The sequence below is a fragment of the Demequina lignilytica genome (genome assembly GCF_030418375.1).
GTDB lineage: Bacteria > Actinomycetota > Actinomycetes > Actinomycetales > Demequinaceae > Demequina > Demequina lignilytica.
Genome location: NZ_JAUHPZ010000013.1, coordinates 19,065 through 43,918, shown reverse-complemented (window position 1 = coordinate 43,918; position 24,854 = coordinate 19,065). Strand labels below are relative to the sequence as shown.

Sequence of the window (24,854 nt, the reverse complement as noted above, 5' to 3'; positions counted from 1 at the left end):
CTGTGTCTCCTGTCTCTATCGATCGGCTACTGGCACGACTCGCACTGGAGCCGCTCCATCGGGTCCACCGGGCAGGCGACGCCGCCGATCATCTCAGTGTCCCCGGAGGCGACGGTCTCCACCACATCGAGCAGGGCCGCGCTCGACGGCGCCGCCGCCGAGGTCGAGAGCTGCTGGGCTGCGGGCTCCGGCGCCGGCTCGGGAAGGGTGACCGGCGGCACCTCGGGCTGCTCCTGCGGAGCGGTCGCGAAGGCCTGCGCGGCGATCGAGGACAGGACCGACGCGGGGGCCGCCGCCGGAGCCTTCTCCTCGGGGGTGGTCGCCACGGCCTCGCCGTCCGTGACCGCGGGGATCTCGGTGGTGGCCGGGGCCGGCTTCTTCGCTCCGCCGAAGCCGCCGAAGCCGCGTGACGCCGAGGCGGGAGCGGCCGCCGCCGTGGTCGACGGAGCCTCCTCCGCCTGAGCCTCCGCGACCGGGGCGTCCGCGGCGGGCGCCGCGGCGGCCTTGGCGCCGCCGAAGCCCTTGCGGGCGCCGCCGAAGCCCTTGCGGGCGCCGCCGCTGGCCGCGCCGCCGGCCGCACGGCCCGACGCGGAGCCGGTGCGGTTGATGTTCTCCGTCTTGTTGACGCGCACCGTCGACTGCTCGGCGGTGTGGCGCGGCTTCATGTGGAGGTAGTAGGTGGTCTTCACACCCTTCTCCCACGCGAAGGCGTACAGCTCCATCATCTTGTCGACGTCGCGGTCCTCGAGGTAGATGTTCCGGCTGATGGCCTGGTCGATCCACTTCTGCGCGCGGGCCGCCACCTCGAGGAAGGCGTGCGGGTCGAGCTGGAAGGAGGTCTTGTAGACGTCCACGAGGTGCTGCGGGACGCCGTCGACCTTGCTCAGGTCGCCCTGGGCGGCGAGAAGCTGGTCCTTCACCTCGTCCCAGATGCCCAGCGCCTGGAGGTCCTTCACCAGGTTCGTGTTGACCTCGAGGAACTTGCCCGAGGAGGTGTTGCGGGAGAAGATCTGCGAGAACTGCGGGTCGAACCCGGGCGTGGTGCCGGCGACCAGGCCGATCGACGCGGTGGGCGCCACGGCCATGAGGGTCGCGTTGCGGATGCCGCCCTTGACCTTGTCGCGCAGCGTGTCCCAGTCGAGGCGGGTCACGCGGTTGACCGTGACCGGCACGCCGCGGTCGGCCTCGACCTCGGCGATCGTGTCGAAGGGCACCTTGCCCTGCGACCAGCCGGAGCCGGCGAAGTTGTTGTACGAGCCACGCTCGCGGGCGAGGTCGGCCGAGGCGTCGATCGCGTGGTAGCTGACGAACTCGACGATCTGGTCGATGAGGTCGTAGGCCTCCTCCGACTCGTACGCGAGGCCCAGGCGCTCGGTGATGTCGGTGAAGCCCATGACGCCCAGGCCCACCGCACGGTTCTCCTGGTTGGCGAACTCGGACTCGGGCACGGACGACAGGGTGATGTCCACGAGGTTGTCGAGCTGGCGCACCGCGAGACGCACCGACTGCTCCATGCGGTCCCAGTCGATCTTGCCGTCGACCAGGTGCTGCGGCAGGTTCACGGACGCGAGGTTGCAGACCGAGATGTTGTCGCGGTCCTGCGGCAGGCAGATCTCCGTGCAGAGGTTCGACAGGTGGATCGTGCCCGTGTTGGTGTTGAGGGCACGGTTGTTGATCGTGTCCTTCCAGGTCAGCCAGGGGTGCGAGGTGGTCTGGAGGGTGACCAGGATCTGCTTGTACTGCTCACGGGCGCGCATCTTGCGGAAGGTGCGCATCTTGCCGGCCTCGGCCAGCGCGACGTACTCGGCGTAGCGGGCCGAGAACTCCGAGCCCACGAGCTCCACCAGGTCGGGGGTCTCCGCGGGGTCGAACAGGTACCAGTCCTGGTCCGCGGCGACGCGCTTCATGAACTCGTCGGAGATCCACACGGCGGTGTTCGCGGTGCGGGTGCGGCGGTAGGGGTCGCCGGAGTTCTGGCGCAGGTCGAGGAACTGGTGGAAGTCGAGGTGCCAGTTCTCCATGTAGAAGGCGAGCGCGCCGAACTTCTTGCCGCCGCGGCTGACCGCGCGCAGCGTCGAGTCGATCGTGTGCATGAACGGGATCGGGCCGGTCGAGGTGGTGTTGTTCGACCGGATGGGCGACCCCTCCGAGCGCAGCTTGGTGACGGACAGGCCGATGCCGCCGGTGCCCTTGGTGAGCCACATGACGTCGCGCACGGACTTGGCGATGTGCTCGATGTCGTCCTCCATCTGCATGACGAAGCAGTTGGAGAGCTGCGGGTAGGAGGTGCCCGCGTTCACCAGGGTCGAGCCCGCCGGCAGGTAGTCGAGCGTCGAGATCTTCTCGTAGAACTTCAGCGCGGTCCCGGTCGGGTCGGCCTCGTTGAGCGCGAGACCCATCGCGACGCGCATCCAGAAGTACTGCGGCACCTCGAGCGACTTCCGGTGGCGGTCCGTGATCATGTAGCGGTTGCGCATGGTCACCGTGCCGATGTACTTCAGCAGGTCGTCACGCGTGTGGTCCAGCGCGGCCGCGAGGGCGTCGAGGTCGAACAGCTCCTGGAGGCGGACGTCGAGCAGGCCCTCCTCGATGGCGTCGCGGATGTACCCCGGGAAGCGCGCCTGGTGGAGCAGAGCGAGCTCGAGCTCGGTGTCGTAGCCGCCGAGGACGCGCTTGTAGATCACCTTGCGGAGCAGGCGTGCGGCGACCATGTCGAACTGCGGGTCGTCCTTGACGTTCTGGACGGCGACGCCGATGGCGGCCTCGTCGAGCTGCTCCGTGGTGATGCCGTCGAACAGGGTGATCGCGAGCTCGGACGCCACCTGGGTGGTGATCGCGATCTGGTCGGGCAGGCCCGCGGCCGCGCGCTCGATCGCCTTGTTGATGCGATCGGCGTCGTACGGCTCGCGCGTGCCGTCACGCTTGGTGACGTGGATGCCGCCGGCCACGACCGGGACCGCCCCGGTGGTCGTCGCGGCCTGCGCCGCTGCGTTGTTCTCGGTGATCGTCACGGTGCTCCCCCTCGAGAGGCTCAAAGACGGGCCCTGCCAGGCCCTGCGAACGGATGTTGAGGTGACGCTCGCTGGACGGCGAGTCCCGGGGGTACCAGCCGTCGTCGTCCGTGTGAGGCGTGCCTTGAATCTAGCGCGGAATTACAGGCTTGTCGAACTAGATATAGGGGGTGTCCTGCATTTCTGCCCCTAGATGTTGTGGTCTTGTGGAGAAACCTGTGTAAAGAGTGTGGACAGTGCGGCGTGTCCTCCACACCCGAGGCGCGTTCCTGTTGAACACTGCTCCGTCCGCCCGGCTTCCCACCTCTCGAGACTCTCACCGGGGTCTGACATCGCCCGCGCAGACGACGGCGCCGCACCGTCCGCGAGGGACGATGCGGCGCCGGAGAAGAGCGGTCTAGTGGTCGACGATCCCGTAGAGCCGGTCGCCGGCGTCGCCGAGGCCGGGGACGATGTATCCGACCTCGTTCAGCTTCTCGTCGACCTGGGCGACCACCACGGAGACGTCCGCCCGGTCGCCGATCGCCTCGCGCACGTGGTCGATGCCCTCGGGCGCAGCCAGCAGGCAGACGCAGGTCACGTCGGTCGCGCCGCGCTGCAGCACGTACTCGATGGCCATCACGAGCGAGCCGCCCGTCGCGAGCATCGGGTCGATCAGGAACACCTGCCGGCCGGTGAGGTCGTCGGGGAGGCGGTTCGCGTACGTGATCGCCTCGAGGGTCTCCTCGTCGCGCTTGAGGCCCAGGAAGCCGACCTCGGCGCTCGGGATCAGCCGGGTCATGCCGTCGAGCATGCCGAGCCCGGCGCGGAGGATCGGCACGATCAGCGGCGCGGGGTCCGCGATCTTGGTGCCGGTCGTCACGGTCAGCGGCGTCTCGACCTCGCACTCCTCGACGCGCACCTGGCGCGTGGCCTCGTAGGCGAGCAGCGTCACCAGCTCGTCGACCAGCAGGCGGAAGGTCGGGGACTTGGTCTCCTTGTCGCGCAGGACGGTGACCTTGTGGCGGATGAGCGGGTGATCGGCGACGTGCAGCTGCATGGGTCGAGCGTATCGCCTGCACGGGGGTCGGGACAGGGCGGTGCACGCCCCTGGGAGGGGACGATGCGCCGGTAGCCTGGCCGCGTGGACGGACGGTGGGACGAGGCGATGGGCATCGCGCTGGACGAGGCTCGCGCGGCGGGCGACGCGGGCGATGTGCCCGTGGGTGCGGTGGTGCTCGACCCCGACCGCGCCGTGATCGGGACTGGACGCAACCTGCGCGAGGTCGAGGGCGATCCGGTCGCGCACGCCGAGGTGGTCGCGATCCGCGCCGCCGCATCGTCCCTCGGCACGTGGCACCTTGACGGGTGCACTCTCGTCGTGACCCTCGAGCCGTGCCTCATGTGCGCCGGCGCGGTCCTGCAGTCGCGGATCCCGCGCATCGTCCTCGGGGCGTGGGACGTGAAGGCGGGGGCAACCGGCTCGCAGTGGGACGTGGTGCGCGACGCGCGGCTCGGCGCGAAGGTCGAGGTGGTGCCGGGCGTCCGTGCCGCGGAGTCGGCGACGCTGCTCTCCGCCTTCTTCGAGGCCCGCCGGTGAGCCGATGAGCGAGGAGGCACGGCGCCGCGACATCTGGGTGGACGGCATGCGCCGGGCGGTCGCCAGCCTCGGCACGCTCGCCCCTCCGAAGGAGCCGCGGTGGCCCATCGCGCTTCAGACGACGATCGTGCTCGCGGTGCCCCTGATCCTCGGCGCCGCCCTCGACCGTTTCGAGCTCGGGCTGATCGCCTGCGTGGGCGCGTTCACCGTGCCGTACTTCGCGGCGCTGCCGCGCCTCGAGAGGCTGCGCCTGCGGCCCCTCGCGGGACTCGTGCTCATCGCATCGTCCGCGCTGGGGTCGGCGCTCGGGCCGTACCCGCTGGCCGCCGCAGCGGGGCTCGCGGCCGTCGCGACCGCCGTCGGCGCGGCCGTCCACGGCTACCGGCTCGGCCCGCCCGGGCCCCTGTTCCCGGTGATCGTCTACGGGATGTCCGCGCATGCGGTCGCGGGGGGCGAGAGCCCGCTCACGCTCGTCGGCTGGGTCGCCGCCGGCTGCGCCTTCGCGGTGATCGCCTCGATCGCCCCGCTGATCCGCCGCACGCACTGGCACGTCGAGCCGCGCCCCCTGCGCGTGCTGCTCGCGCCGCCGGAGTGGGACCGAGGCGCGAGGGAGCTGGTCATCCGCACCGCGATCGTGGCCGTGGTCGGGACCGCCGTGAGCCTCCTCTACACGGACCCCGAGCGTGCCTACTGGACCGTGGCGGCCGGAGTCGTCGTCGTCGGGATCGTCCCCGGTCGCGGGATCGCCGTCTCGCGCGGCCTGCACCGCACCGTCGGGACCCTCGCCGGGGCGCTCGCGTTCCTCGCGATCGGCTCGCTGCCGCCGAACCCGTGGCTGCTCGCCGCGATCCTCGCCGCCCTGCAGTTCATCACGGAGATGTCCATCACCCGGCACTACGCGGTCGCCACCGCCGCGGTCACGCCGCTGGCCCTCACGATCGTCACGTCGGCGACCGGCGACTTCGGGACGCACGCCGTGATCGGCGAGCGCGTGCTCGACACGGTGGTCGGCGCGGGGCTCGCGGTCCTGACCGCCCTGGTCCACGCGCCCGGGCCTCCGGGACGCCCCAGCATCAACCCCCCGCCCCGTCCGGCCGATTAGGTCGCAGGGTGAACAACGGGTATTCTCTTCCGCGGTGACGTGTCCGAGCGGCCGAAGGTGCAGCACTCGAAATGCTGTGTACGGTAACCCCGTACCGTGGGTTCAAATCCCACCGTCACCGCCATACGAGATCTCGCATGCTCGTCGACGAAGGCCCTCCCCATGGGAGGGCCTTCGTCGTATCCCCGGGGCGTGGGCCCCAGGCTGCGGCCGCTGTCCGCGAGGTGACGTCAACGGAAGCCTGGCTCCGATGCGACCCCCTCGAGGAACGCCCTCACCCCTCGGTCGCGAATCGATGCGATGTCCCTGGCGAGCGCGGTGCGGAACTCCGCGTAGCCGACCACCGGCTGGAGGATGTCGACCTCCTCGGCGAATCCCGACGGGTCCTCGGAGGCAGCCGAGGCCGCAGCGCGGAGCGCGGACGGCACCTGCGGCTGCGCGTCGCCGACTGTGTTCGCACATGCGTGAACCCAGCACGCGAGCACCGCAGTCGAGGCGCTCACCGGTCGACCTGCGCGCAGGTTGTCGAGCACGACCGGAATGAGGAACGCGGCCAGGCGGTTCGCCGAATCCGTCGCCAGACGCTCGAGAGTGTCGGCGATCGCGGGATTCCGGAACCTCTCGAGAAGCGACTCCGCGTATGCGCTCACATCGGTGTCGGGCACCGGTGGCAGCGTCGGGCGCGCCTCGGCCATGTACCGCCGGAGGAACTCCTCCACGAGGGGATCGCCTGCCGCCGCCGCCACGCTCGAGTGGCCAAGGAGGATCCCGGAGTAGGCCATGGCCTGGTGGCTCGCGTTGAGCAGGCGCAGCTTCATCAGCTCGAAGGGTGCGACATCCGCCACCAGCTGGACACCGGCCTCCTCGAGCGGAGGGCGCCCGAGGGTGAAATGGTCCTCCAGCACCCATTGCGCGAACGGCTCAGCGGGAACCGGCCAGTCGTCGTCGAGCCCGAACCGCGTCCGCACGAGCTCGCGGTCCTCCTCGGTCGTCACCGGGGTGATGCGATCCACCATCGAGTTGGGGAACGCCACCGCACGATCGACCCAGTCCGCGAGCTCCTGTTCGCGGCGACCAGCCGCATCGACGACCGCACGTCGCGCGGCGTCACCGTTGTGCGGAAGGTTGTCGCACGACATCACCGTGAACGGCTGCACTCCTGCTGTGCGTCGCGCCTCCAGTCCCTCCGCGATGAGGTCGAAGACGTCGACAGATCCCTCGGCAGGTGGGCCGCCGCGGCGGTACCCGCCCTCGGTGATGGTGAGCGAGACGATGCGTACGCCAGGGTCGGAGAGACGTTCCAGCACCGCATCGCGATCGTCCGCCGCCATCAGGTGGTCGACGATCGAGCCGATGATCGTCGGGGAGGGTTCGCCGATGCCCGACTTGAGCACCAAGGTGTACAGATACGACTGGTCCTCCAGAACCTGCTGCATCCGCCGGTCTGCCGGGCGCGTCCCGACGCCGCAGATCCCCCAGTCCTGGCCCATGCCGGCAGTCATCAGCCTGTCCAGGTACATCGCCTGGTGGGCGCGATGGAAGTTCCCGAGCCCGAAGTGCACGATCCCCACGCGGATGGCTTGACGGTCGTACTCCGGGTGGGGGACGTGTGTCGCCTCCGTCAGGTCCGTCATGATCCCGCCTCCTCGGCGATCGATGATTCGTGGAGCTCGCCGAACCACACCGTGGTCTCTCCCGGGATGGTCGGCTCCGAGGTGAGATCCGAGCTCGAGAGCAGCACGCGTCCGCCGTGGCTCCACCGGACGGGCTCGCTCGAGAAGTTCGTCACGCTCGTCAGGCCACCCTCGCGCTCGATCACGACGAGGTCGCCGTCCCGGCGCACGGCGGGGAGCCCCGACACACCGCCCTCCGTCCTCAGCAGTCGCCGCAACGCGATCGCGGAGCGATACAGGCTGAGCATCGACCCTGGATCACGCTCCTCGACATCCGCCGCATGCGACGCGAACCAGCGCGGCTGCGGCAGGTGGCTCCCATTCGCGCCGAAGCCGAAGGACCTTCCGGCCGCCGTCCACGGAAGCGGCACACGGCACCCGTCACGCCCCTTCTGCCGCCCCTCGCTACGGCGCCAGATCGGATCCTGGAGGTCCTGGATCCCGATCTCGCTCACCTCGTGCAGCCCGAGCTCCTCTCCCTGATAGAGGTACACCGAGCCCGGGAGGGCCAACACCAGCATCGCGGCCGCACGTGCTCGCCGATCACCCTGGAGCGCCTGCGCGGGGCTGAGCGGCCGACCCTCGAGAAGCCAGGCGTCGAGGTCCGCACCGTCGGGGAGGGCATAGCGGGTCGCGTGCCGGACCACGTCGTGATTGGACAGCACCCACGTCGAGGAGCTGTGCGCCTCGTCCGCGAATCGGAGGTTCCGGGCGATGATCTCCGCGAACGCCGCCGCATCCCACGGCGCACGCAGCAGGTCGAAGTTGAACGCCTGCCCGAGGCTCTCGGGAGACGCGTAGCGCACCCGGCGTGACGCAGGGACCCACGCCTCCGCCACCGCCATGCGGGGCGGGTCGTACCGGTCGAAGAGCTCCCGCCACTCGCGATAGATCTGATGGAGCTCGTCGCGGTCGTAGAGCGGGTCGGACCCATCCTCCGGGAGAAGCGAATCGATGGTGGGCTGACTGCGCAGCGGATGCGCAAGGTCCTTGACCAACGTGTGCGCCACGTCGATGCGGAAGCCATCGACGCCACGGTCGGACCAGAAGCCGAGGATCGCGAGGAACTCCTTCCTCACGTCCGGGTGCGACCAGTTGAAGTCCGGCTGCTCCTCGGCGAAGAGGTGGAGGTAGAACTGACCGTCGGGGGTCCGCTCCCAGGCCGACCCGCCGAAGTGGGACTGCCAGTCGGATGGCGGCTCGGACCCGTCAGCGCCCGCTCCCTCCATGAACACGTAGCGTTCGCGCTCCTCCGACCCGCGAGGTGACGCGAGCGCAGCACGGAACCACGGGTGCTCGGAGGACGAATGGTTCGGGACGATGTCGATGATGAGCCGGATGCCGGCTTCGTGCAGCGCTTCGATCAGGTCATCGAGATCCGCGAGAGTGCCGAGCCTGGAGTCCACGTCACGATAGTCCACGACGTCGTAGCCGCCGTCTGCCAGCGGCGACGGGTAGAAGGGACTGAGCCATACGGCGTCGATCCCGAGACTGCGCAGGTAGTCGACCCGCGAGATGACCCCGCGGAGGTCGCCCAGACCGTCGGCGTCGGAGTCCGCGAAGCTCCGCGGATAGACCTGGTAGACCACCGCATCCCGCCACCAGTCGGGGTCCATCAGGGGATCGAGGGCCACTGCTGCCGCATGCTGAGATGTCACTTGACCGCTCCCATGTTGACGCCGCGCATCAGGGTGCGCTGAAAGAGGATGAAGAAGACGAGCGCCGGCAGGATGCCGACCACCGCCGCTGCCGCCGTGGTCACCGGGTCGCTCGTGTACTGGCCGAAGAGCGAGCCCAACGCGACAGACACGGTCTGGTTGCGGCCGGACGGGAGGAGCACCAGGGGGATGAAGAACTCGTTCCACGTCCACACGAAGAAGAACGCGCCCAGCACCATGAGCGTCGGCCGGACGAGCGGCGTGACGATCTGCGTGAGGATGCGGAAGCGGCCCGCGCCGTCGACCCGCGCGGCCTCGAGCACCTCGTCCGGAACGCTGGAGAGCACCGACGACAGAAGGTAGGTGCCGAAGGCCGCCTGGAGGACACCGATGATGATGATGACCGCGAGCTGCGAGTCGTACAGACCCACATTCTTGGACATGAAGTACAGCGGGTAGACGAGCGCCTCCTGGGGGAGGGTGAACGCGACCATGAACAGCGCGAGGATCCAGAATCGGCCCCGCACCCTCCCGACCCCGAGCCCATACGCCGTCAGCAGGCTGAGCACCACGCCGAGGGCCGCGACGCCGACGCTGATCAGCACGCTGTTGAGCAGCTTGTTCGTGAAGTCGACGCTGACCCAGAACTCTGTGAGGCCGGAGAGGTCGAAGCCCTCGGGAAGCGCCAACGGGCCGTTGCGGGCGTACTCCTCGGACGTCTTCACCGAGTTGATCACCGCCAGCACGATGGGTGAGAGCATCGCCAGGGACAGCACGACGAAGCCCCCGAGGATCACCCAGGACATCGGCGTTCGACGGTTGATCGCCGAGCGCTGTCGACGGACGGGCCGGTGCGGCGATGCCTTCGCCGGCGTCGTGTTTGAGGCTGTCGTCGTCACTATCGTGATCCCTCCTGATGGCGGTGCTGGATCGCAAGAAGCACGACCGCGAGCACGGTGAGCAGCACGGCGAGCACGGTGGAGATCGCGGCCCCGTACCCGACCTTCAGCGTGCTGAAGAAGTTGTAGAACGCGAAGTACGAAGGAACCATCGTGGCGTTGGCCGGCCCGCCCGCGGTGAGCACGTAGATGGGCGCGAAGACCTTCAGCGCTGCCACCGTGGTCGTGAGCAGGATGACGATGATCTCCGGCGCGAGCGAGGACACCGTGATGACACGGAATCGCTGCAGCCACGACGCGCCGTCCAGACTCGCCGCCTCATGCAGGGCGGGATCGATTCGCGACATTCCGGCCACGAAGATCACGACCGTGTAGCCCAGCTGCAGCCACACCAGGATCACCATCACCGTGGGAAGCGCCAGGCTCGGATCGCCGAGCCAGTTGCTCGCCGCCTGGTCGAGTCCGACCGCGCGGAGCGCCGCGTTGACGGCTCCCGTCTGGGGCTGGAGAAGGAAGTCCCAGAGCACGCCCGCGACCGCGATCGGGATGATCTGCGGCAGGTAGATGACCGTCCGGAAGAGACTCGATGTCGCGCCGCCGAAGCGCGGCGCGAGGAAGTCGAAGAGCAGCGCGGCGAGGAAGAGCCCGGCGAACGTCGGGATGATCGCCATCGCGACGATCGTGGCGGCGCTGTTGCCGAATGCCCGCCAGAAGGTCGCGTCTCCCATCAGCGCGGAGTAGTTGTCCAACCCGACGAACTCGGGGGTCCCCACACCGGACCACTGGGTGAAGCTCAGTCCGAGGTTGGCGAGGGCCGGAACGATCACCACGATGATGAGCCCGAGCAGTCCGGGAATGAGGTAGCGGTAGTAGCGACTGGCTTCTCCGCGCTTGAGCCGTCCGTCGGTCCGTCGTGCGGAGAGGGTGCGCGTCGTCGGTGTCATGGTCGTCCCTTCGGGAGGGGCGGGCGCCGCGTCGGCGCCCGCCCCCGGTCCCATCACAGGCCGGCGTCGGCCTTGCCGGTCTCGTATGCCGCGCCGATCGTGTCCAGGAACTCGTCGGGCGTCGTGCTGCCGAGCACGAGCTGCTGCCCGGCGGCGAGGAAGACCTCGTAGTAGCCCGCGACCGGCCAGTCGGGGTACAGCCCGAGCGCGTCGTCGGCGAGGATCTGGTCGAAGTCGTCCACCGCCATCTGACCCACCGGATCGGTGACGCTCGCCCGGTCCGCGGCGACGGGGATGCCCCCGAGGTTCGCGATGGCCGTCTGGACCTCAGGCGAGAGCGCGTAGTCGATGAAGTCGTAGGCGAGCTCCTTGCTCTCCGACTGCGCGGGCACGACCCAGATGTGGCCGCCCGAACCGAGGCTCAGACCGCTTCCGGGGAACCTGAACGTGCCCCACTCGAAGTCCGTGATGTCCGTGGCGAACTCACCGTGGAACCATGAGCCGCTCACGAAGAACGGATTCGCTCCGCTCTTGAAGCCCGTCGCAGCACCGACCGAGTCGATTCCCGTGGCGTCCGCGCCGATGTATCCGGCCTCGGTCCACTCGGCGATCTTCTCGGCGGCGAACGTCCAGGCCGCGTCGTGGAAGTCGACAGGTCCGTCGAAGAACTGGAAGTCGCGCACCCACTGCTGGTCGGCCTCGCTCAGGGCGAGGGCGTACACCAGATGGACCAGAGGATAGTCGGATGCACCCAGGGCGATCGGGGTTACGCCGTCGGCCGTGAAGTCGGCCATGATCGTCTCGAATTCCGCCACGGTCGTGGGCGGCTCGTAGCCGCGCTCCGCGAGCACGTCCACGTTGTAGAAGACCGACACATACTCGCCGTAGCCGGGCACGCCGTACAGGGCGCCGGACCCCATGAGCCCTCGCTCGTCGTACCGGCCCACCGTCTGAAGGCTCTCGGGCAGGATCTCGGTCCACCCGCGCTCGACGGCGACATCCTCGAGGTCCGTGAGGAGGCCCGCCTTCACGACCGTGCCGGCCGACGCATTGCCCTTCGGGTATTCGAGGATGTCGGGCGCCTCGGGTGAGTTCAGGATCATCTGTCCGGTCTGGCGCAGCTGGTCCCAGGACTTCGTCTCGAAGGTCACCTCGACCTCAGGATGAGCAGCCTCGAACTCATCGAGAGCCATCTGCCATCCCTGTCCGATAGGCGAGTCCGGCGACTGGATCCACCAGATCGTCAGCTCGTCCGGCGACTCGCCTCCTGCTTGCTCCCCCGCATCCGCACTGCACCCCGCGAGCCCGAGGGCGAGCGCACCCGCCGTCACCGCTGCCGCCCCGCCGATGATTCGTCGTGTCGTGCTCATGTGTGAAACCTCCTTGTTTCCTGTGCGACTCTCCGCCGCCGCCACGCCGCAGTTATCGACGCGCGTCGATGAACCATAACACCAAAGTCGACGCGCGTCGATAGAACGACGTGGGATCGCTACGGTCGGCGGGTGCGCGACGTCGGTCGGCGGGTGCTCAGCGTCGGCTGGCGGGTGCGCGAGCGACGCTCTGCCGCTCGGTGGTGGCCGCTCGCACCAGCTCGGCGATCGGATGGGCCGACGCGCCCTCGACCCTGTCGATGAGGGCGCCCACGGCGCGCGCGCTGATCTCGTGAGGCGGTGCCGAGACGTCCGACAGCTCAGGCACGACCATCTCCATCGCGACGCGACCCTGGTTGAGCGCGAGAACCGACAGGTCCCGCGGCACGTCGAGACCGGCCGCGGTGACGGACTCGAGCAGACCGATCGTCGCCGGCTCGTTGACCTCGAGCACGCAGGTGGCCTCTGGCGCGATACGCCTCATGTCGAGGAAGGCCTGCCGTCCCCCGCGGATCGACAGCGGGGCGTGGACGGTATGGAGGCGAGCGCCTGCCCGCCCGGACGCACGCTCGAGCGACCGCCGCATCCGTGACACCGGCCCGTATCCGCTGCGGTCGATCTGCTCGGTCTGGCTGAGGAGGACCAGTTCGCGATGGCCATGCTCCCCCACGTAGGCCACGGCGCGTTCAGCGAGGTCGTCGAAGTCGGCGTCCACGTGGTTGGCCTCGGGACGCGCATCGTCCCGCCCCACGATGACGTACGGCGTGCCGAGCTTGTCGAGCACCGGCAGGCGCGGATCGTCGGTGACCACCTCCATGAGCACGACACCGTCGACGAGGCCCTGCGAGAGGACGAGCTTCCACTCGTCAGTCTCATCGACAGGATTCGACCAGAGGAGGAGGTGGAAGCCACGACGACGGGCCGCGTCCGACACCGCGGCGATGTACTCGGATTCCGTGGTGCTGATCGGTCGATCGCCCAGGGGCCAGTGCAGGCCGATCATGCCGCGCCACCCTCCCGCGAGGCCCCGCGCCAGAGCGTTGGGCGTGTAGCCGAGCTCGGCGATCGCAGCCCGCACCCGGTCGCGCGTCGCCTCGGAGATCGGGCGCTCACCACTGAGCACGTAGGACACGGTGCTTGCCGAGACTCCTGCTCGGCGGGCCACATCGGCCCGTGTTACGGCCACGCCGCCTCTCCGCTCTCTGGTGCCAGATACCTCCACGAGCCTCCGAAGGCAGACCGACGACGTACCTGTGGTCGCCCGATGCCGGACGATGCGGTCTCTCGCCCCCTGCTGCCTCCAGCTCGCGGATCGATTCTAGGCGAATCGCGCGACCACCCAGGCGGAACGTGGACGCTCCCCGGGTGCCCCCCGGGGAGAACGCCGACCTGCGGAGTGCTCCGAGCGGAACAGGACGCGAAGCACGCAACGAGGGCCATCGCGGCCCCGCGCCGCTCGCGCGCCGCCGTCCTCACCTCCGCGTACCGCCGCCTGGGGTCACCGGAGGGCGCGCACCCGCAGCCACACGAAGCCGTGCGCCGGGAGCACGATCCCCGCGCCGATCTCCACCGCGGCGCCGGTGACGAGGTCGACCGCTCCGCTCTCGAGGCCCGAGAGCGTGAGCGCCTCCACCGTCACCGGGTCGTCCCCGACGTTCGCGAGCACCAGCACCCGAGGGTCATCGGCGGTCGGACCCGGGCGCTGATAGCCGAGCACCCCCGGGTCCTGCACGTGGAACGGGATCAACGCGTTGCCCCCGAGCTCCGGCGTCGCCGCGCGCACGGCGATCAGCCGCGAGATCCGGTGGAACAGGCGGCCCGCGACCGTCGTCGGATCGTGGCGCTGCTCGTAGAGACCGACCGGACGGTAGGGCCGGTGGACCCACCGGGTGTCGCCCGCCTCGTCGGGCCGCTCCCGGTACGAGTAGTCGTTGACCTGGCCGACCTCGTCACCCAGATAGATGAGCGGGATCCCGCCGGTCGACATCGCGATGGCGTGGGCGAGCACCACCCGGTCCTCGCCGCCCGCGTCGCCCGACTCGACTCCCGCGAGCGACGCGGTGGTGCCGGTCACGCGCGCGTCGCCCGTCCGCGGGTTCTCCTGGAACGGCACGCCGCGCGCGAACGAGCCCAGCGCCTGCCGCACGTAGAAGTCGTTGAGGAAGCGCCGGTGCGGCCCGCCGACCACGCCGAACTGGATCGCGTCCTCGTCCGCGAACGTCCAGCCGATGTCGTCGTGGCCGCGGACGTAGGTGGCCCACGCGGTCCCCGGCGGAAGGTCGTGACGCGTGTCGAGCGCCTGCTGGAGCAGGCGGGCGTCGCGGGTCGCGAGCGCCTCCCAGGTGAGCGCCATCTGCAGGGGGTTGTACGAGAGCTGGCACTCGTCGGGCGAGATGAACTCGATGACCTCGTCCGGGTGGACGATCGCCTCCGACTTGAACAGCATCGCGGGCGCCGCGATCCGCACCACCGCGTTGAAGGCCTGCAGCAGGAGGTGGGCCTCGGGCAGCGACTCGCAGGCGGTGCCGATGCGCTTCCAGATGAAGGCGACGGCGTCCATCCGGAGCGCGGCGACGCCCTGGTTCGCGAGGAACAGCATCTCGCCCGCCATGGCGCGGAACACCGCCGGGTTCGCATAGTTGAGGTCCCACTGGAAGTGGTAGAAGGTCGACCAGATCCACCTGCCGTCAGGCAGCTGGATGAACGACCCGGCGTGGTCGTCGGGGAAGATCTCCCGCGTGGTCCGCTCGTAGAGGTCCGGCATCTCCCGGTCGGGGAAGATCAGGTAGAAGTCCTCGTAGCCCTCCTCCCCGGCGACCGCCCTGCGCGCCCACTCGTGCTCGTCGCTCGTGTGGTTGAAGATGAAGTCCACCACCAGGGAGATCCCCGCGGCCCGCAGGTCCGTCGCGAGCTCGGCCAGCTCCTGCATCGTCCCCAACCGCGGGTCGACGCGCCGGTAGCTCGACACCGCGTACCCGCCGTCGTCGTCGCCCTCCGGGCTCTCGAACAGCGGCATGAGGTGCAGGTAGGTGAGGCCCAGCTCGCGGAAGTACGGGATCTGCTCGCGCACCCCGGCGAGCGTCCCGGCGTAGCGGTCGACGTAGCACACGCCGCCGACCATGCGCTCGGACTCGAACCACCCGGGATCCGCCTCCAGGGCGCGATCCCGCTCGCGCAGGTCGGCCGGGCGGGCACGCGCGGAGGCGGCCGCCTCGGCGACTACCGCAGCGAGCTGCTCGAACGCATCGTCCCTGGTCCCGTAGAGCCGCCCGAACAGCGAGTGGAGGCGCGCGAACTGGTCGCCGACGCGACGGCGGAGATCCTCGTCCGGCCCGTGCTCCGCCTCGATCGCGGCAAGGATCCGTTCCTCGTCCACACCGGCGTCGGCATCGAGAAGCGTCATCGTCGTCCCTCCGTCATGACGATGCTATCGATCCGGCGCACGCATCGTGCGTCTCGAGCGCGCCGGGCTTCCCGCACGGTCCACCGGGGTGAAGGATGAGGCACCTGGGCGCACGGAAGGGATGATGATGCGGACGATCGATGTGGTCGAGATGACCATCGCCGAGATGAGGGCCGCCCTCGCGGCGGGCGAGGTGACCAGCGTCGACCTGGTCTGCGCGTACCTCAACCGCATCGCGTACTACGACCGCACCGGCCCCTGCCTGAACGCGATCGCCGTGCTCAACCCCGACTGTCTCGCGGATGCCGCCCAGTCCGACGCGCGGCGCGCGCGCGGCGAGGCCGGCCCCCTCGAGGGCATCCCCTACACGATCAAGGACAGCTACAAGGCGAAGGGGCTCACGGTCGCCTCCGGCAGCCCGGCGCTCAAGGACCTGGTCGCCACCGACGACGCCGCGACCGTGGCGCTGCTGCGCGGGGCCGGCGCGGTGCTGCTCGGCAAGACGAACATGCCGCCCATGGCGGCGGGCGGCATCCAGCCCGGCGTCTACGGCTACGCCCGCAGCCCGTACAACCCCGACTACATCACGGCCGCCTACGGCTCCGGCTCGTCGAACGGCTCGGGCACCTCGACCGCCGCCTCCATGGCCGCGTTCGGCATGGCGGAGGAGACCGTCTCCTCCGGCCGCTCCCCCGCCTCCAACAACGCCCTGGTCGCGTACACGCCGTCGCGCGGGCTGATCTCGATCCGCGGCAACTGGCCCTTGCGCCCCACCTGCGACGTGGTGGTCCCCCACACCCGCACGGTCGAGGACCTGACGGTGCTGCTGGAGGTGCTCGTGGCCGAGGACCCCGACACGACCGGCGACTTCTGGCGCCAGCAGACCGCCGTGGCGCTCCCCCGCCCCGAGGACGTCATGCCCAGGCCGCTGGTCCGCGAGCGCCCGACGCGCCTGGAGGGCCTGCGGATCGGCGTGCCGCGGATCTTCATCGGGGAGGACGATGCGCCGCTCGAGCCCCCGGTCATCCGGCCGAGCGTGCGTGCCCTGTGGGACCGGGCGGCGGACGACCTCCGCTCCCTGGGCGCCGAGGTGGTCGAGGTCGGCTTCCCCGCGTGGGAGAACTACGAGGAGGATCGACCGGGCGCCCAGGGCCTCGCGTCCCGCGGCCTGGTGCCGCCGAACTGGCGCACCATGGAGGGCGGCCCGGTCACCGCGATGGTGCTCGACCAGTTCCTGCGCGTGAACGGCGACCCCGACCTCGGCACCTGGGCGGACGTGGACGGCGACTCCGTGTTCCCGATCGAGGACGCGCTGTGGCCCGTGTGGATCACCCGCGCTCGCGGCGGCTTCGACTGGCAGCGGCTGGCCGAGCTGGTCAAGGCGGGCGTGCCGTCGTCGTTCGACGAGGTCCCCGGCTTCGACCACCTGCTCACGGGCCTCGAGGAGGCGCGGCGGCAGGACTTCGAGCGATGGCTCGACGACGAGGGGCTGGACCTCATCGTCTTCCCCGCCGCCGGCGACGTGGGCCGGGACGACCTGTTCACCCGTCCCGAGAGCCTCGCCCATGCGTCGCGGAACGGCGTCGTCTACTCCAACGGCAACCGCGTGATCCGCCACCTGGGCATCCCCACGGTGACGGTCCCCATGGGCTTCATGGGCGACACCCAGATGCCCGTCGGGCTGACGTTCGCGGGACCCGCCTACCGCGACGACGTGCTGATCGACCGCGCGCATGCCTACGAGCAGGCGACCCGGCACCGCCTTCCCGCGTTCCTCACCCCCGGCCTGCCCAGCGATCTGATCCCGGCCGCCGCCCCGGGAGGCCGCGCGCCCGACCCGACCGCCGCATCGTCCGCCGCGCACTCCGTCGCGATCGCCGCGGGCGAGGCGTTCTGGGAGGTCACGGTGCGCGTGGACGACCCGGCCGAGGGCGTCCAGGTGTGGGCGGACGGCCACATCCTCGGGCCCGTCGAGGGCGCGCCGGGCACCTTCGCCGGGCGCATCTCGCGGCGGCGGGCGCGCCTGGTCGAGGAGGTCATGGTGCTGGTCAAGCCCGGCCGCGGCGTTGCGGCGTACAGCCTGGCCCCGCTGCCCTCGGCCTGAGACACGGCGCGCGCCTCGTCCCCCGGCGCCGTGGGGACCGGGCGCACTATCCTCCGAGGGTGAGCACCTCGCCGGCCTCCTCGGGACAGCCCATGTCCACGCGCGTCAACACCGCGACCGAGCTCACCGCGATGGGCCTCGGTGCCGTCGCCTACACCGCGGTCGCCGGGATCGCCCTGCTGGTGTTCGGGTTCGACGACGCGCCGATCGCGGGCGAGGGGTCCGTCGGCACGTACGCGGCGCTGGCCTCGGCCGTGGCGACCATGCTGGCGTTCGCCGCCGGACGCTACGCCCTGCACCTGCGCGGCGGGCCGCGCATCACCGGCGCGCTCGACGTCATCGACGTCGCGGTGCTCGCCCTCGCGCACGGCGTGATCGCCCTGCTCGGATGGACGCTGGTCGCGCGCATCATGGCGGAGTCGTTCATCGACGCGACCGTGTTCTGGCTCCCGATCCTCGCGCTGAGCGGGGCGGCCGCCGCCGTCTCCGCCTACGTCGCGTTCCTCTCGGCGACCCACCTGGACGCCCAGCTGCTCGCGGTGGTGCTCGCGACGTTCCTCGTGCTGGGCATCATCGCCAGCATGCTCACGGCGAGCGATCCGCACTGGTGGGAGGAGAACCTCAGCTCCCTGGGCATCACGTCCGACCTGTCGGCGCTGGCGTTCAACCTGACGCTGATCGTCGCCGGCTTCCTGCTGACGGTGCTCGCCCGCTACGCCACCCGCGCCATCCCGACCGCGGAGGACAGCAGCGTCGGCCGGGTGCGGCTCACCCTGATCGTCATCGGCGTGTTCCTCGGCTGCGTCGGCATCTTCAAGGTGGACACGCAGTTCTGGATCCACACCGCGGTGGCGTCGGGCATGGCGATCGCCTTCGCGGTGCTCACCATCCGGCTCAAGGCGTGGATCCCGGGGATCTCCCGCGCGTTCCTCCCGGTCGGCTGGCTGTTCTTCGGCGTGATCTTCGTGCTCGCCGTGATGTTCGCGATCGGCTACTACACGCTGACCGCCGTGGAGCTGGTCGCCGGGGTGCTGATCTTCGCGTGGATCATCCTGTTCCTGCGGACCGTCGGCGCGCTCGACGCCGACGTGGGCCGCGACGAGGCGCTCGCCGAGTCCTGACTCACCCGTCGAGGTCCGTGCGGAACTCGCCGGTGATCGCGTCGACGGCGGCGCCGACCGTCGGGTACACGCGCTCGGCGCCGAACCGCTCGGCGTAGCCGTAGCGCGCGAGCGTGTCGCGGACCGGGTCCTTGATCTCCGCGAGCACCAGTGCGACCCCGTGCCGCGCGAGGTGGTCGTCGAGCTCCACGAGCTGCTCGACCGCGGTGGTGTCGATCGCCGTGATGGGCTCGGCCGCGAGGATCACGGTGCGCACGTCGGGCCGCTCGGCGACCCGTTCGCGGACCCAGTCGTCGAACGACTCGCCGTTGGCGAAGAAGAGCGGGGCGTCGAAGCGGACGATGACGATGCCGGGCAGGCGCCTCCCCGTGGTGGGGTAGCGAGAGAGGTCGTGATAGCCGCGCAGGCCGGGCACGCGGCCGAGCTCGGCGCGGTACGGCCGCCACGAGCGGCGCACGAAGGCGAGCAGCGACAGCACGATCGCGGCCGCGATGCCCTCCAGCACGCCGACGACGAGCACGCCGACGAAGGCCGCGACCGACAGGGCGAGGTCGAGCCGGTCCATGCGCCACAGCCGCGCCATCGCCGGTGCGTCGATGAGGCTGAGCGCGGCCGCCACCACCACCGCGGCGAGGGTCGCGACGGGCAGGTATCCGGTGAGGCCGGGCGCCGCGAGGATGAACAGCACGATGAGCGCGGCGCCCACCAGCCCCGTCAGCTGCGAGCGCGATCCCGCCTGCTCGGCGACGGGGGTGCGGGAGGAGGAGGCGGAGACGGCGAAGCCGCCGAGGAGTCCTCCGGCGACGTTCGCGGCACCGATGCCGATGAGCTCCTGGCTCCCGTCCACCGACTCGCCGCGGCGGGCCGCGAGCGTGCGCGAGAGCACCGCGCTGTCGGTGAACGCGACCAGCGCGATGCCGGCGGCCGGCACCACCAGCGCGCCCACGTCCGACCACGCGAGGCCCGCGAGCGCGGGCGCGGGCAGGCCCGGGGGCAGCGCGCCCACCACCGCGAGCGAGCCGTCCCATCCGAGCGCCCAGGTCGCGACCGTGGCGAGCACGACCACCACCAGCACGCCCGGCACCGGGGACCGCAGCCGCCGGAGCACCAGGATCACCGCGAGCGACCCGAGGCCGAGCGCGGCCGCCAACGGCACGGCGTCGCCGTCCGCCACCGCGGCGACGAGCGCGACCGCGCGGCCGCCCGGACCGGACGCCTCGAGCGTGATCCCGAGCAGCGCGGGCGCCTGCGACAGGATCACGATCACCGCGATCGCGTTGAGGTAGCCGACACGCACGGGCTTCGACAGCAGGTCCGTGACGAAGCCCAGGCGCAGGACGCCGCCGACGAGCATCAGCAGGCCCACCAGGATCGACAGCAGGCCCGCGAGGGCGACCGCGCGTCCCGGGTCGCCGGCCGCGAGCGGCAGGATCGACGCCGCGATGATCGGCGCGAGGGCGGAGTCCGGACCCAGCACGAGGATGCGGGAGGGACCCACCAGGGCGTAGACCACCAGCGGGACGATCGTCGCGTAGAGGCCGGTCTCCGGCGGCAGCCCGGCGACGCGCGCGTAGCCCATGCCGGCCGGGATCAGCAGCGCCGTGACGATCAGCCCGGCCCGCAGGTCGGGCCACAGCCACGCGCGGTGGTAGCCGCGTGCGACCCGCACGCCCGGGACCCAGCGGGCCACCCACCCTGACTCCATCGTCGGCCTCCCCCTCCATCCTTCCGCAGGAGGCGCCGACGCGCCGCTGCGGTGCCCGCTGACCTGCCGCGATAGACTGTGCATCGTTGTAGATCGGGCGCCGCCACCGCGCGTACGCGACCGGGCCCCAGGGATCTGGCATGCTTCCCTGGAGGGCCGCGGGCACGGCGATGGCGCGTCGCCGGACCCGTCGATGAGGAGGGCACGAGCACGTGAGCGGAAGCCGATCGCACGGAGCTGTCACGATGCACGACGTCGCGAAGCTCGCGGGCGTCTCCGTGAAGACCGTCTCGAACGTGGTCAATGACTACCCGCACATCCGGCCCGCGACGCGCGAGAAGGTCGAGAAGGCGATCGCCGAGCTCGACTACAAGATGAACATCTCCGCGCGGAACCTGCGTCAGGGCCGCACGGGCATCATCGGTCTCGCGCTCCCGGAGCTCTCGCTGCCGTACTTCGCGGAGCTCGCCGACTCGGTCATCCGCGCGGCCGAGGCGCGCGGCGTGGTGGTGCTGATCGAGCAGACCGGCGCGGACCGCCAGCACGAGCTCGAGGTGCTCACCTCGGAGCGGCGCCAGCTCACCGACGGCCTGATCTTCTCGCCGCTCGCGCTGGGCCCCGAGGACACCGAGGCGCTCAAGGTCGACTACCCCCTGGTGGTCCTCGGCGAGCGCATCTTCGGCGGCGACTGGGACCACGTCACCATGAACAACGTCGAGGCGGCACGCGCGGCCACCCAGCACCTGATCGACCAGGGCCGGCGCCGGATCGCGGTGATCGGCGCCCACGCCGGGGAGACGATGGGATCCGCGGCGCTCCGCCTGCTCGGCTACCAGGCGGCGCTGGCCGCGAACGGCATCCCGATGGACCCGTCGCTGGTGGTCGAGGGCGGCCTGTGGCACCGCGCCACCGGCGCGGACTGCACCACCCGCCTGCTCGAGTCCGGCACCACGGTCGATGCGATCTTCGGTCTCAACGACGCGCTCGCGCTCGGCGCGCTCCACACGCTGCACGCGCGCCGGATCGACGTGCCCGGCGAGATCGCCGTGATCGGCTTCGACGACATCGAGGACGCCTCGTACTCGTCTCCCACGCTCAGCACCATCGCACCCGGGCGCGAGCAGATCGCCGCGACCGCGGTCGAGCAGCTCGTCGCCCGGATCGGCGGCGACGGCGAGCCGTTCCGGCGCGTGGTCTCCGACTTCGAGGTGGTCGAGCGCGAGTCCACGCGCGTGTGACGGCGCCCCGCCGAGGCAGGGGACCGCGCGCTCAGGCCTGAGCGGTCCGCGCGTCGACCTTGTCCAGCCACCGGTCGACGATCAGGCCGCCGAGCAGCACCGGGATGGACAGCCCGACCAGCAGGAACGCGGGCGGGAACCGCAGGCCGATGGCCGCGATCGCGACCGCCGTGACCACGGTGCCCACCGCCGTCAGCGGCGAGAGCAAGGGCGACAGGGCGACGAACCTCAGCGTGCGGCCGGGTCCGTCGTCGTAGCGCCGCAGCACGTGAGGCGCATAGGCGAGGCAGGCGACCGCGTAGGCGCCCACGGCCACCACCGCGCCGGTGAGGACCGCCGCGAGCGGCCCCTGGCCGTGGGCGAGCAGGACCAGCGCCTCGTACCAGGCGACCACGATCACGGCGAGGAACGGCGCGGTCACCAGGCTCGCGCGGCGCAGCTCCTCGCGATAGCCGCGCCAGAAGTCCCGCCACAGGGCGTCCGAGGGGTCGCCGTCCACGATCCGGCGCAGCAGCGTAGCGCCGGAGGCGAGCGCCGGCCCCAGGCCCACGATCACGAGGCCGAGGAGCGTGCCGGCGACCATCATGAGCTGGATCGCGGCGAGCTGGGCGGCGACGCGGAGCCACACCATGAGGCGTCCCGACCATCCCGGGACCTCGCCGATGTCGGTCGGAGACCCCTCGAGGGGGACCCGACGCCGCTTGTCCTCGCGCTCGGCCATGGTGACCATCATCCCACCGCGCCCTCGGGCACGGCGGTCCCGACCACCACGGTGCCACGCGGGCCGCGCGCCGCGAACGCGAGCGTCTCGCGACCGCGCACCGTGTCCCACGCGGGGAACACGACCGCGTCGACGGGAGCGTCACCGCTCCTGGTGAACCGCCCGCGACCGTGCGGGACGAGGCCGGCGAGCGCGGCATCGTCCACCGTCACCCGGCGCGCCGGCGCGACCTGGTCCGTGGGGCCGCCGAGGTCGACGATCTCCCAGTCGCCGCGCAGCGCGGCGACGTCCGACGGCCAGGCGGCCTCGTCATCGTCCTCATGGCTCCCGCCCCACGGCTGGATCGACACGAGCGGCCAGCCCTCCTGGGTCCAGACCAGCCGCCGGACCTGCACCTCGTGCTGGCGCGGCTGATCGACGAACCGGGTGTGGTGGACCAGGAGCTGATGGCCGGGCTCCGTCAGCACCGACGCGTGGCCCGGGGCCAGCACGCCGCGGCCCCCCTCGAGCTGGTGGCTGGCGAGCACCGTGAGGCCCACCGTCAGCGGATCCGCGTCCAGGTCGGTCATCTCATGGCCGTCCGGATCCACGTACGGCCCGTACAGGTCCTCGGCCACGGCGACCCGCACGTGGTACGTGCTGACCAGGGAGTCGTAGGAGACGATCAGCGCCCACCCGCCGCCGGGCCGCGGCAGGATGAACGGCCCCTCGATCGCGGTGTCCACCGAGCGCGGGCGTCGGGCGATGAGCGTCCCGGGGGACGATGCGGGGGCGCCCGGCGCCGGGGCGTCCAGCGCGAAGCCGGTCGCCGGGTCGATCTCCAGGAGGTGGAGGCCGCCGAAGAACGAGCCGTAGGCCAGGTGGTGCCGGGCACCGTCGATCACGAGCTGCGCGTCGATCGCGTTGTGGCCGTCGCGGTCGTGCACCGTCGCGACCACGATGCCCCGGTCCTCCCACGGGCCGGCGGGGTGCGGGGCGACGGCGAGGCCGATCGCCGAGGTGCGCGAGCCGAACGACGACGCCGAGTAGTACATGCGCCACTGCACACCCGCGGCGGTCTCGACCCGGACCACGTCGGGCGCCCAGAGCCCCTCCGCGCCGGCATGCGCGCGGGCGGGGGCGGGCACGCCGTCGAGCGCGCAGCCGACGAACTCCCAGCTCACGAGGTCCGTGGACCGGCGGATCTGCGCCCCGGAGGACCGGAGCGGCCCGTCGGCGTCGGCATCCGTGGAGAACAGCCAGTAGACGCCGTCGTCGTCCCTCACCGCCGTCGGGTCGTGCGAGTTGCGCGCGCCCCACGTGGCGGGATCAGGGAGTGCTTCGCCCGCGGCCCCGCCGGTGGACGCCGGGGCCGCCTCGATCTCCGTCATGTCAGGTCTTCGATCCGGTGAGGGCGATCGACTCGATGATCTGCCGCTGGAACACGAGGAACACGATGAGGATCGGGATCACGGAGATGACCGAGGCCGCCATGATCAGCGGGTAGTCGCGCTGGGTGGCGTACTGGACGTTCATGTTCGCGATCACCACCTGCAGCGTCTGCCGCTCGGGGGAGTTCAGGTAGATGATCGGCGCGAGGTAGTCGTTCCAGACGAACATGAACCAGAGGATGAACTGGGCCGCGACCGCGGGGCGGATCAGCGGCATGATCATCGACCAGAAGATCTTCCAGTACGAGGCGCCGTCGATCTTCGCGGCCTCGACCAGCGAGTCCGGCACGTTGTGCAGGTACTGCCGCAGGAAGAAGATCATGATCACGTTGCCGAGGATCACCGGGACGATCAGCGGCAGCAGCGTGTCGACCCAGCCGATGCGCGAGAACATCACGAACTGCGGGATCATCAGCGTCGGGAACGGCACCATCATGCCGGACAGCAGCAGCAGGAAGATCGCGTTCTTGCCCGGCAGCCGCAGCTTCGCGAGCGCGAACGCCGCAAGCGCCGAGAACACGGACCCGATCACGGTGACCGAGACGGCCACGATCAGCGAGTTCTTGATTCCGGACAGGACGTAGGTGTCCTGGAAGACCCGCACGTAGGTGTCCCAGACGAACGGGTCGGGGATCCACTCCGGGGGCAGCGCGTACACGCCGTCCTTGGTCTTGAGGGAGGTCGACACCATCCACACGAGCGGCGCCGCCATCACGATCGCGCCGATCGACAGCACGAGCGTCAGGACCAGGTTGACCGCCGGGCTCTCCTGGGTCGCGCCCTTCTTCTGGAACATCCCGCGCTTCAGCTGGGGTGTCGGGTTGCCGGCTCCGGCGAGCGCGCGGGATGCCGCGCGGGCGGAGTTCACGTTGAGGCTCATCGCAGTCTCCTTCGCC

18 protein-coding genes and 1 tRNA gene are annotated in these 24,854 nt (G+C 70.7%); 6 read left to right on the top strand and 13 right to left on the bottom strand.

Annotation, left to right across the window (positions count from 1 at the left end; genetic code table 11):
* Positions 1–26: 26 nt before the first annotated feature.
* The gene (locus QQX13_RS12950; protein ID WP_436968581.1) at positions 27–2,948 is read right to left on the bottom strand and encodes a ribonucleoside-diphosphate reductase subunit alpha; all 2,922 of its coding nucleotides are present in this window, start codon (positions 2,946–2,948) and stop codon (positions 27–29) included.
* Between the two features lie 460 nt (positions 2,949–3,408).
* The gene (gene upp / locus QQX13_RS12945) at positions 3,409–4,050 is read right to left on the bottom strand and encodes a uracil phosphoribosyltransferase (protein WP_301121924.1); all 642 of its coding nucleotides are present in this window, start codon (positions 4,048–4,050) and stop codon (positions 3,409–3,411) included.
* A 108-nt stretch (positions 4,051–4,158) separates the two neighbouring features.
* Here upp and QQX13_RS12940 point away from each other — a divergent pair, with 108 nt between their 5' ends.
* From QQX13_RS12940 to QQX13_RS12930, 3 genes are all read left to right on the top strand, one after another.
* Positions 4,159–4,590: a nucleoside deaminase gene (locus QQX13_RS12940; RefSeq protein WP_301121992.1), complete on the top strand. Its 432-nt coding sequence runs from the start codon at positions 4,159–4,161 to the stop codon at positions 4,588–4,590.
* A 4-nt stretch (positions 4,591–4,594) separates the two neighbouring features.
* Positions 4,595–5,692: an FUSC family protein gene (locus tag QQX13_RS12935; RefSeq protein ID WP_301121926.1), complete on the top strand. Its 1,098-nt coding sequence runs from the start codon at positions 4,595–4,597 to the stop codon at positions 5,690–5,692.
* A gap of 33 nt (positions 5,693–5,725) precedes the next feature.
* Positions 5,726–5,816 (top strand) — tRNA-Ser (locus QQX13_RS12930).
* Positions 5,817–5,922: 106 nt separating this feature from the next.
* Here QQX13_RS12930 and QQX13_RS12925 read toward each other — a convergent pair.
* The 7 genes from QQX13_RS12925 to QQX13_RS12895 all read right to left on the bottom strand — a co-directional run bounded on the left by QQX13_RS12925 (position 5,923) and on the right by QQX13_RS12895 (position 15,639).
* Positions 5,923–7,326, bottom strand: a complete 1,404-nt coding sequence (locus QQX13_RS12925; RefSeq protein ID WP_301121928.1) for a mannitol dehydrogenase family protein — start codon at positions 7,324–7,326, stop codon at positions 5,923–5,925.
* Entirely contained in the window at positions 7,323–8,981 is a 1,659-nt protein-coding gene (locus QQX13_RS12920; protein ID WP_301121994.1) for a glycoside hydrolase family 13 protein, read from the bottom strand. Before QQX13_RS12920 ends, QQX13_RS12925 begins: the two co-directional genes overlap by 4 nt.
* A 38-nt stretch (positions 8,982–9,019) precedes the next feature.
* Positions 9,020–9,829, bottom strand: a complete 810-nt coding sequence (locus QQX13_RS12915) for a carbohydrate ABC transporter permease (RefSeq protein WP_301121930.1) — start codon at positions 9,827–9,829, stop codon at positions 9,020–9,022.
* Between the two features lie 92 nt (positions 9,830–9,921).
* Entirely contained in the window at positions 9,922–10,866 is a 945-nt protein-coding gene (locus tag QQX13_RS12910; protein ID WP_301121932.1) for a carbohydrate ABC transporter permease, read from the bottom strand.
* A 53-nt stretch (positions 10,867–10,919) separates the two neighbouring features.
* Positions 10,920–12,236: an ABC transporter substrate-binding protein gene (locus QQX13_RS12905; RefSeq protein ID WP_301121934.1), complete on the bottom strand. Its 1,317-nt coding sequence runs from the start codon at positions 12,234–12,236 to the stop codon at positions 10,920–10,922.
* A gap of 157 nt (positions 12,237–12,393) precedes the next feature.
* The gene (locus QQX13_RS12900; protein ID WP_436968580.1) at positions 12,394–13,368 is read right to left on the bottom strand and encodes a LacI family DNA-binding transcriptional regulator; all 975 of its coding nucleotides are present in this window, start codon (positions 13,366–13,368) and stop codon (positions 12,394–12,396) included.
* Between the two features lie 366 nt (positions 13,369–13,734).
* Positions 13,735–15,639, bottom strand: a complete 1,905-nt coding sequence (locus tag QQX13_RS12895; protein ID WP_301121941.1) for an amylosucrase — start codon at positions 15,637–15,639, stop codon at positions 13,735–13,737.
* Positions 15,640–15,766: 127 nt separating this feature from the next.
* On the opposite strand from QQX13_RS12895, the gene QQX13_RS12890 reads away from it, so the two are divergent.
* On the top strand, positions 15,767–17,743 hold the full coding sequence (locus tag QQX13_RS12890; RefSeq protein ID WP_301121943.1) for an amidase: 1,977 nt from the start codon (positions 15,767–15,769) through the stop codon (positions 17,741–17,743).
* 59 nt (positions 17,744–17,802) lie between these two features.
* The gene (locus QQX13_RS12885; RefSeq protein WP_301121945.1) at positions 17,803–18,864 is read left to right on the top strand and encodes a DUF998 domain-containing protein; all 1,062 of its coding nucleotides are present in this window, start codon (positions 17,803–17,805) and stop codon (positions 18,862–18,864) included.
* 1 nt (position 18,865) lies between these two features.
* Here QQX13_RS12885 and QQX13_RS12880 read toward each other — a convergent pair whose 3' ends face one another.
* Positions 18,866–20,569, bottom strand: coding sequence for a SulP family inorganic anion transporter (locus tag QQX13_RS12880; protein WP_301121947.1), 1,704 nt, complete (start codon positions 20,567–20,569; stop codon positions 18,866–18,868).
* Positions 20,570–20,814: 245 nt separating this feature from the next.
* On the opposite strand from QQX13_RS12880, the gene QQX13_RS12875 reads away from it, so the two are divergent.
* Positions 20,815–21,807 (top strand): LacI family DNA-binding transcriptional regulator, encoded by a 993-nt coding sequence (locus QQX13_RS12875; protein ID WP_301121949.1) that lies wholly within the window; start codon positions 20,815–20,817, stop codon positions 21,805–21,807.
* 31 nt (positions 21,808–21,838) lie between these two features.
* Here QQX13_RS12875 and QQX13_RS12870 read toward each other — a convergent pair whose 3' ends face one another.
* Genes QQX13_RS12870 through QQX13_RS12860 form a run of 3 tightly spaced genes read right to left on the bottom strand, consistent with a single transcriptional unit; the run spans position 21,839 to position 24,838 of the window.
* Positions 21,839–22,528: a YesL family protein gene (locus tag QQX13_RS12870; RefSeq protein WP_301121951.1), complete on the bottom strand. Its 690-nt coding sequence runs from the start codon at positions 22,526–22,528 to the stop codon at positions 21,839–21,841.
* An 8-nt stretch (positions 22,529–22,536) separates the two neighbouring features.
* Positions 22,537–23,898, bottom strand: coding sequence for an arabinan endo-1,5-alpha-L-arabinosidase (locus QQX13_RS12865; protein ID WP_301121953.1), 1,362 nt, complete (start codon positions 23,896–23,898; stop codon positions 22,537–22,539).
* Between the two features lies 1 nt (position 23,899).
* The gene (locus QQX13_RS12860; protein WP_367281262.1) at positions 23,900–24,838 is read right to left on the bottom strand and encodes a carbohydrate ABC transporter permease; all 939 of its coding nucleotides are present in this window, start codon (positions 24,836–24,838) and stop codon (positions 23,900–23,902) included.
* Positions 24,839–24,854: the final 16 nt, after the last annotated feature.